The 8,718-nt window shown below is 64.9% G+C and carries 9 protein-coding genes; 5 read left to right on the forward strand and 4 right to left on the reverse strand.

Annotated elements, in window-relative coordinates; all coding sequences use genetic code 11:
* The first annotated feature begins 3 nt into the window (after window positions 1-3).
* From HY699_12270 to HY699_12280, 3 genes are all read left to right on the forward strand, one after another.
* A complete protein-coding gene (locus tag HY699_12270; protein ID MBI4516578.1) occupies window positions 4-1,266 on the forward strand; it encodes a DUF1329 domain-containing protein in 1,263 nt (420 codons plus the stop codon).
* A 233-nt stretch (window positions 1,267-1,499) separates the two neighbouring features.
* Window positions 1,500-1,913, forward strand: a complete 414-nt coding sequence (locus HY699_12275) for a CBS domain-containing protein (GenBank protein ID MBI4516579.1) — start codon at window positions 1,500-1,502, stop codon at window positions 1,911-1,913.
* Window positions 1,914-2,122: 209 nt separating this feature from the next.
* Window positions 2,123-3,526 (forward strand): sigma-54-dependent Fis family transcriptional regulator, encoded by a 1,404-nt coding sequence (locus HY699_12280; GenBank protein MBI4516580.1) that lies wholly within the window; start codon window positions 2,123-2,125, stop codon window positions 3,524-3,526.
* A 75-nt stretch (window positions 3,527-3,601) separates the two neighbouring features.
* On the opposite strand, the gene HY699_12285 is transcribed toward HY699_12280, so the two are convergent.
* The gene (locus HY699_12285; GenBank protein ID MBI4516581.1) at window positions 3,602-4,342 is read right to left on the reverse strand and encodes a tetratricopeptide repeat protein; all 741 of its coding nucleotides are present in this window, start codon (window positions 4,340-4,342) and stop codon (window positions 3,602-3,604) included.
* Between the two features lie 225 nt (window positions 4,343-4,567).
* Here HY699_12285 and HY699_12290 point away from each other — a divergent pair, with 225 nt between their 5' ends.
* Window positions 4,568-5,191: a CBS domain-containing protein gene (locus HY699_12290; protein ID MBI4516582.1), complete on the forward strand. Its 624-nt coding sequence runs from the start codon at window positions 4,568-4,570 to the stop codon at window positions 5,189-5,191.
* A gap of 6 nt (window positions 5,192-5,197) precedes the next feature.
* On the opposite strand, the gene HY699_12295 is transcribed toward HY699_12290, so the two are convergent.
* The 3 genes from HY699_12295 to HY699_12305 form a co-directional block, all read right to left on the reverse strand.
* Window positions 5,198-6,028, reverse strand: a complete 831-nt coding sequence (locus HY699_12295) for an enoyl-CoA hydratase/isomerase family protein (protein ID MBI4516583.1) — start codon at window positions 6,026-6,028, stop codon at window positions 5,198-5,200.
* A 161-nt stretch (window positions 6,029-6,189) separates the two neighbouring features.
* A complete protein-coding gene (locus HY699_12300) occupies window positions 6,190-7,209 on the reverse strand; it encodes a DUF2804 domain-containing protein (GenBank protein ID MBI4516584.1) in 1,020 nt (339 codons plus the stop codon).
* 26 nt (window positions 7,210-7,235) lie between these two features.
* Window positions 7,236-7,658: a hypothetical protein gene (locus tag HY699_12305; GenBank protein ID MBI4516585.1), complete on the reverse strand. Its 423-nt coding sequence runs from the start codon at window positions 7,656-7,658 to the stop codon at window positions 7,236-7,238.
* Window positions 7,659-7,987: 329 nt separating this feature from the next.
* Between HY699_12305 and HY699_12310 the strand changes: the two genes are divergently transcribed.
* Window positions 7,988-8,197, forward strand: a complete 210-nt coding sequence (locus HY699_12310) for a dodecin domain-containing protein (protein ID MBI4516586.1) — start codon at window positions 7,988-7,990, stop codon at window positions 8,195-8,197.
* Window positions 8,198-8,718: the final 521 nt, after the last annotated feature.

The following is an 8,718-nucleotide window of genomic DNA, read 5'->3' on the forward strand; positions in this document are numbered from 1 at the left end:
CTCATGAAACGGGTGCTGTGGGTTGTGCTACTGGCCGCGGCCACCGTGGCCCGGGCCGAGGTGCAGCCCGGAGAGGTGATCACCAAGCAGAATCTGGACAAGGCGCGCGAGCTGCTCAGCCCGGGAATCGCCTGGTGCGTCGAACACGGCATGAGTATCACCGTCGCACCGACCAAGAAGGTGGAGTGGCCGCGCGCTTACCGCGAGGCGACGGAGCAGAACCGCGGCCAGGTGCGGCTCTCGCCCGACGGCAATACGCTGGAGAACTACGTCGCCGGCATGCCCTTCCCCGACATCGACCCCGACGCCCCCGACGCCGCCACCAGGATCATGTGGAATTATCAGTACAAACCGATCCTCACCGACGACGTCTTGATGCGCGACTTCCAAGTGCCGAGCGGACCGCTTACCTATGACGCGCCGATGGTACCCGACCGCGAGTTCGTGCTCGGCGACTTCCGCCGCCTTTACTACAATGGCCGTCTCTTCGTTGATCCTAAGCCGGAGCTGCCCAACCCTGACCGCATTCGCTACAAGGAGATCCTCAGCCCGGTGGTGGCGCCCTTCGACATGAAGGGCGTCGGCCAGCTCTCTTTCCGCTACCTCAGCGCCGCGCGCCAGGATGACACGTGGCTCTATGTGCCGGCGGTGCGCCGCATCCGCCGCATGTCGACCACCCAGCGCAGCGACTCCCTGTTCGGCCAGGATACGGACCAAGACTCCTACTGGGGCTTCAGCGGCCACATTGCCTGGAGCGACTGGAAGCTGCTCGGGGTCAAGGAGGTGCTCGGGGTCGTACACCGCGAGCACTACCCGCCCAAGCGCTGCTCGGGCGGCGCGGATTTCGTTTACTGTGACAACTGGGAGAAGCGCCGAGCTTACGTCATCGAGGGCATTTCCAGGCTGCCACAGTATGCCTACGGCAAGCGCGTCCTTTATATCGATGCGGAGGCATGGGTGGTGCTCTACTCCGACATCTACGACAAACGCGGAGAGCTGTGGAAAGTGTGGATAGAGTTCTTCTCGTTCCGCAAGCAGGCCCACCCCACCTCGGCCGTCATCTACGAGGATGAGATGGGATTCACCTCGGCAACGATGATCGACACCCAGATGAACCACGCCACGGTCATAATGATCCCCGGCCCCGCGGCCGCCAGCGCGGAAACCTGGTTCTTCAACAAGGGCGCCGCTGCCCGCTCACCTTACGCCCGGGGAAACGTCGAGAGCGTGTTCGCGGTGTCGCACCTCATCGAGGCCGGGCATTGATTGCGCGCCGCGTCATTAGCGGTCGCCCTTTACAAGCGGGACCCTCTAGGCCGGACGGGCCCGCCCCCTTCCCTTCCGAAACACGGGAAGCGGGAGGCCATGGCTGTCTTGATAATAGCAACATTAGCGGCGAGGGGCGGCTGACTTCACGTGTGTTTGGCCGCGGCACGGCGCTTGGAGCAAAAACGCCTGCCATGCGTGTTCGGGACTTAATGACGCGCGAGGTGGTAACGTTGGACGCCTCGGACAGCTTGGATTTGGCGGATGACCTGATGCGCCTAGGCCGCATCCGGCACATGCCGATCGTGTCGGGCGGCCGGCTGGTCGGCATTCTCTCCCAGCGCGACCTTTTCCGTGCCGCCATTTCATCGGTACTGCAGTTCCGGTCGTCAACCGAACGGGAATGGCTGGCGAAAATCTCAATCCGAGAAGCCATGACCGCCAGCGTCTACACCGTGACACCCGGCACGGCGGTGCGCGAGGCGGTCGAGATCATGATCGAGAAACGAATTGGCTGTTTGCCGGTGCTCGAGGAAGGCGCGGTGGTGGGGCTGCTGAGCGAAAGCGACTGCTTGCGCTATCTGGCCCGTCTGCTGGATATCTCGCAAACCAAAGCCGATCTTCCCGAACTTCCGTCGCCAGACTAGGAGCCTGTCGGAGAAATGGATGTCGCCGTGAAAATCGCCAGCCGCAGCGAGCGCCCGGAGCTGAGCCCGACCGCGTACCCATGCGATACGCCGAGGGGTCAGCGACGCCGCGATTCGCTGATGGATGACGGTTTGCAGCCGGCAGCCATTTCTCCGGCAGGCTCCTGGTAACCAAGTTCCGAGCCCCCGGTGTTTTAAGTAGTTCCGGCATGGTGTTTTTGGAAGAGCCGCACGTGACTGGCGCGATCCTGATTGTAGAAGACGAGGCCCCGATTCGCGAAAGCCTTGCCGAGGTGTTGCGCGCGGATGGCCATCAGGTCACCTGTGCCACAGATGGTGTGGCCGCGATGGCGGCGCTCGATACACAGGAATTCGACCTGGTGCTGTCGGACGTTCGCATGCCGGGAGCCGACGGATTAGCGGTGCTCAAGCACGCCCGCGAGGTCACCCCCCAGGCGCCAGTGCTGATGATGACCGCCTACGCCACGCTCGACACGGCCGTGGAGGCTTTACGGCGCGGGGCGCATGACTACTTAGCCAAGCCCTTGGTATTCGAGGACGTGCAGCACAAGATCCGCTTTCTGCTGCGCAATCGCTTGATGGCCTGGGAGAACACGCTCCTGCGCGCCGAGGTCCAGCGGCAATGGAACCCGGAAACGCTGGTGAGCGAGTCACCGGCAATGCAGGCGGTGGTGGCGACCGTACGCGGCTTGGCGGCCGGGGCCGGACCGGTGTTGATCACCGGCGAACGCGGCGCCGGCAAAGAGAGCATCGCCCGCGCCGTGCACTACTTCAGCCGGCGCCGCAACAGCGTCTTCTTATCCCTGCACTGCGCCGGAGTGCCGGAACACGAGCTGGACGGGCAGCTGTTCGGGCAGCGACGCGGAGCGATACCCGGCGCGGGCGACAGTCGCGAAGGCTGGTTACAGCGGGCCCGCGGCGGCACGGTGTTCCTCAACGGTTTGGCGGTATTACCGCCGCGTCTGCAAGACAAACTGCTGCGAGTCGTCGAGGCCAACGAGGTCATCCCCGTGGGCGGACAGAGCGCCGTCGGGATCGACGTCCGCATCATTGCGGCGAGCAATCATGATTTGCAGCGAGCGGTCGAGGCGGGCAGATTCCGTGCCGACCTCTACGCGCGGGTCAAGAGCGATACCATCGAGGTACCGCCGCTGCGGGAGCGGCGCGAGGACATCCCCGCCCTGGCCGCGCACTTCGTGCGTTTGTACAGCCATGAATTCCGCCGCCACGTCCAAGGCATCGACGCCACCGCGTTACAGCACTTGCTGCGACTGCCATGGCCCGGCAACGTGCGCCAGCTCGCCAACGTAATCGAGCACGCCGTATTGGTCGGGGGCGGCGAATGGATCATGCTCCGCGACTTGCCCGTAGCCGCCCATGTCGGCGAAGCCACTTGCATGCTAGCGCCGGCCGCCAGCACCTTAGATGACGCACTGCGGGCGTGTGAAAAGGCCCACATCGAGGCCACCCTCGCCGCCGCGGCCCATGATAAGCGCGCGGCCGCGCAACGACTCGGGATTTCGCTGTCCTCGCTCTATCGCAAGCTGGCAAGCTTAGGCATCGCCCTGCGTGGCCCGACTCCGTCCGAGTAAGCCAACAGACTTCCGCCCCCGCCTCGATCAGATCGCCCGCACACGCGACACTACCCAAGGCCACTCCGTCGGCGCTCAATTCGAGAGGTTGCCCGCTGGTTGCGCCGCGCGAATCGCGCGCGCCCGCGCCTCCAGTGCCCCGGCCTCGGCGGCGCGCGGGCTGCGCCGCAGCAGCGCGGCGTAGTTATCCAGCACTCGCGCCACCGCCGGGTCGCTGCGACCCAGCTGCTGCTCGTAAATCGCCAGCGCCCGCTGATAATACGGCTCAGCTTCGGCCCAACGTCCCTGCGCCGCACAGATCAACCCCAAGTTGTTGAGCGCCGCGGCCACCTCCGGATGCTCGCGGCCGAGCACCTGCTCGCGAATCGCCACGACACGTTTGGCCAGCGGCTCGGCCTCCGCCGGCCGGCCCTGGGCACGCACGCTATCGGCAAGACCGTTCAGCGTGGTGGCGACAAACGGGTGCATACTGCCCAACGCCATTTCCTGAATCGTCAGGGCCCGCCGGTCGAGCGCTTCGGCCTCGGCATATCGCCGTTGCACACGATCTACCGCCGCGAGGTTGTTCAGGCTGGTCGCCAGCCGCGCATCCTGCGCACCGAACGACTCGGCTTTCGCTAACGCGGCGGTAAACCGCCGGCTGGCTTCCTCGTAGTGACCGTGCGCGAACGCGGCCTTGCCCGCCTCGGTATCTCGATCCCATGCGGTGGCCGGAACGGATCTGCGCGAGCCCGAACATCCGAGCACCAAGAGCAAGTTCACACCGAGCACACCCACGGCAACCAACCGCCACCGCCTTGCTATGTCCCTTGTCATGACTTCTGCCAGTCCTCCAACATTGACCGGCGTTCTTACCACAGCTGCATTATTTAGTGGATGCCCAATGGTGGCCAGCCGACATGATAATTCCCAGATCCGCCATCCGCTTGTTGCCGCCCGGAGATTGCGCAAACCAGCATCCGGCGGCATGGATACTGCTCACCCAAGAAGACGTAAACCAGCCGGCCGCATGGCTGGCCGAGCCAGGACGGAGAGTAGCGGATGAACGTGGGCAGCTGGATGACTCGTAACCCGGAAACGATCGGTTCTCGGGACACGCTGGCGCTGGCGCAAGAGAAGATGACCGCCGGGCGCTTTCGCCGCCTACCGGTGATCGACCCCGCCGGTAAACTGATCGGCATCCTCAGCGAGCGCGACCTACGCGCCCACCTCGGCTACCTCCCCAGCACCCACGTTGACGCGGCTATGACCGAAAAACCGATTACTGTGCGGCCCGATCAGCCGATCGAGGCCGCCGCCGCCGTTTTGCTGGAACGGAAGATCGGCGGCCTGCCGGTGGTAAGCGAAGCCGGCGAACTGCTCGGCATCATCACCGAAACCGATCTGCTCAGAGGGCTGCTGCGCCGCGTGAGCGGAGGCGAGGACGCCAGTGCGCAGATCGACTTCCAGCTCGCCGCACCCGAGCAGACCGTTGCCCCAGCCATCAAAGCCGTGGAGGCGGCGGGCGGCACCATCCTCGGCTTCGGCACCCTACGCCTGGATGAGCCGGGCAGTGCGCGAGCCTTCTATCTCAGGGTGCGGGCGGCCAATACCGCCGCGCTGGCGGACGCCCTGCGCGGTGGCGGTTACACCGTGGTCGCCATCCACGAGCCGCGCGGCGCATAGGCCGGCCTAGCGCCCGGTGAAACGCGGCGGCCGTCGCTCCATAAACGACGCCACGCCTTCGCGGAAGTCGTCGCTTCCAAAACTCAGCAACATCTCCGTGTCGGCTTCCTCCATCGCTGCGCCCAGATCCTTGAACAGATCACCGTAGAGCTGGCGCTTCATGACCCGAAGCGAGCGTGTCGAGCACAGCGTCGCCATCTCCGTGGCCGCCTCGCGCACGGCGGCCATCAGTGAGTCGTGCGGGACGACGCGATTGAGCAGGCCCATACGCTGGGCTTCGTCGGCGTTGATGATGCGCGCCGAGTACAACAAGTCGCAGGCGTGGTGCATGCCGATCAGCCGGGGCAGCAGCCAGGCGCTGCCGTGCTCCGCCACCAGGCCGCGGCGGGCAAACACGGTACCGAAGCGGGCGCGCTCGGAGGCGATGCGCAGGTCGTAGTAGAGCATGTACGAAAACCCCAGCCCGACCGCGACCCCGTTGACGGCGGCGATCACTGGCTTGTGCAACCCGAGCGGGTAACTGTACTCGCCGCGGAAGGCGGCCGGAAGCGACAAATCCATCGACACGCTCAGTGACGCATCATCCACGCTCAGCGCCGTCGCGGCGCCGTCGAGCTGCAACCCCTGGAGCATATTCATATCGGCGCCGGCGCAGTAAGCCTTGCCGGCACCGGTCACCACGATCACCCGCACCGTGTCATCGCCATCGGCCTGGAACATCGCGTGGCGGACCTCGGCCGCCATCCTTATCGTCCAGGCGTTGAGTTTGTCCGGCCGGTTGAGCGTAATCGTGGCGATGTGGTCGCTGACCTCGTAGAGGATCTGCTCGTAGCCCATTTCGTCCGCCTCCCGTGCTGGTGCGCGCCCGCTCGCGCCGCGCGCCATTTCGTATCGTGGACGCACGCTTGCGGCAAGCACGCTATTGCGCTTGGTACTGGCCGCCGCTGGTGGCACGGGCGATGGAGAACTCGTCGAGGAAGTGAGGTTCTTGGAGCGCCCTACCACTTGGCGTAGTGGTGTTCGGCGTAGCCCAAGTGATCGCTGAGGGCGAGCCGCTCGCCGTTGGCGATCTCTAGGCGGCCGCTGTAGCGACCGATTAGCTGCTGGAAGTTGGAGGCGATCACCAGGGCGTTGATGCTCTCCGCGTAACGGGCTTCGGGACGAAATTCGAGATCGAGGCAGCCATCGTACGAAGTGAGGCGCCACGGCTTGAGGAGGTCGCGACGGTCGTAATCGAAGAACACGGTGTCAAGCTTGTGCAGTTGCCCGTCCAACCAGAAGCAGTTCTCGGTAAAGCTGGTTTCGTTCACGCCGCATGACACGTTGAGGCCGACCACCCGCCCATCGGCCAACGACCCGGCCAGACAGCCCCAGTTCCAGAACGTGTGCCGGCGCATGTAGCCGGCGCTCCAATCGTGATGGCCACGGGCGCCGATGGCCGCGAGATCAAACGTACGTCCCGCGACCCGCAGTGACCCCGCCACCCGATGCCCGGCCGTCTTGCGCGCATACACCCAGCCCGCCGCCCCGGCCGGCGTGCAGATGCGCATCGGCTGGATGGCCGGCCCGGCCTCCGAGAAGACGGCATCGATGACGAATTCAGGCGCAAGCTCCACGCGCAAGCGGCGCTGGCCAGGCCCTCCGCCGGCGCTCATCTCAACGAAGGCACCGCCCGCGCGGAACACCGCGCTGCCGCTCTCGGGCCGCTGGTCGCAGCGGATGCCCAGCGCCAGCGGCCGGCGGAAGCGCCGCTCGTGCATGCACTTGGTCGAGGGCTCGTAGGCATACACGAACACGCTTCCGGCATACTGCACGTCGGCAATCGCACAGCCGAAGACGAGATCCTCACAGACCGCGCCGAGAAACTCGAATTGGTTGAAGGCGAAGTGGCGCCGCAGCCGCCCGACCCTGCGCCCGAACGGATCGGTCAACACGAAGTCGCGCTGGTTGACCTCGTCGATCGGGTTGCCAAAGATGCCGAAACGCACCTTGCCGGCCGCATCAATGAGACGGTTCATGTCGTGCTCCGGCACAACGACAGCTACTAGGCCGATGCCAGCTTGTCGTGGTGGTATGCCAGGTAGAGCGCCGTAGCGATCGAGCCGGTAAGAGCGACCGCCAGGTAAATCACGAGAAAGCTGAGCGGCGGCACTTCCGGGCCGGTTTGAAAGTACCAGAAGAGCACGAGGTTCGCGGGCACATAGAACGCGTACGCGATCGACAGCGGCGCCACCCACGGCCTGCGGTTCCACAGACCGTACGAGTACGCTCCGAGCACAACGCCCATCAGCGGCCCGAGAATCACGTTGGCGAGGACGCGCTCGAAGCGCACGCCGAAGATGACAATACCGAGCGTCTTGGGACCATACAGATGCTGCAGCGCCTTGGTGCAGTTGGAGAGGGCGAGGACACCGAACAGCACCGCCATGACCGTGAGGAAAAGCCCCCGCCTGCGTCCGTCACTCATCGCGCACCTCCCGTTGGTTTCCGCTTGGTCCAAACCCTCTATCGCACATCGTCGCCACAAGCGATCGCGCGTCGTTGCCTGGGGTTGCCTGGGTCCGAGCCGCAGCCTCGGCCACGGTGCGGCGATCCTTCCCCCCGGCCACGTTCAAGCTCCGGCCCCGCACGAGCCGTTGCGCCGGACGTCGAACTTCAGCCGTCGCCGAGGCCACCTTGTGAAGTGGCGAGCGGTTGGGCTAAGCTGCGGATGTACGTCAGAGCGCGCTCGTGCGCAAGAACTCACACGATGTGTGCGCCGAGACCTTCGGCGGCACGCACGGAAAGGACCGAGCGATGGCTGAAAGCGTGTACAAGATCATCGAGCTCGTCGGAACCAGCACCGAGTCGTGGGAGAAGGCGGCAACGGCCGCCGTCGCAAAGGCCAGCAAGTCGCTCAGGGATCTGCGCATTGCCGAGATCTCGGAGTTGGACTTGCAGATCGAAAAGGGGAAGGTGCGGGCGTATCGCGCCAAAGTGAAAGTGTCCTTCAAGTACGAGGACTGATGGTACCGTGCCCGCCGAGCCGCGAGGCGGCCCGAGCGCGCCGGTGACCTCTGACGAGCGGGTTTCCTCCGCCGGCTCCACACGGGCCCGGAAGTCCGACGATCGCGCCGTTTTCCACCAGGAAGCGGTTCACGTCGGCGCGCAACTGAACCTTGCCGCCGTGGGCCGCGAATGATTTCCGAAACGCCTCCGACACGCTGCACCCCGGCCGTCAGCCGATTGTGCCCGGCCGCGATGATGCTCGCGTCGTAATCGGCCACGTCCTACTCCTTATCCTTTCACCACAAGTGATAGTGCCCCGACTGATGCAGGGCTCAATAATCGGCGGCAAGCTACCGCAGCGCAAGTAAGCGGTCGAACGCGCAGCCCCCCCAACTCCGCGGCGGGTGCGCGACAAATTTGTGGGTAACGTGGTTCGGTGTTATGGCCGTCATTCCCGCGAAAGCGGGAATCCAGTTTGGCGTTTGGCGCTATGGACAAGCAGTTCTGCGTTTACATCCTGGCCAGCAAACGGAACGGCA

This window comes from Deltaproteobacteria bacterium, assembly GCA_016210005.1.
Classification (GTDB): domain Bacteria; phylum Desulfobacterota; class Binatia; order HRBIN30; family JACQVA1; genus JACQVA1.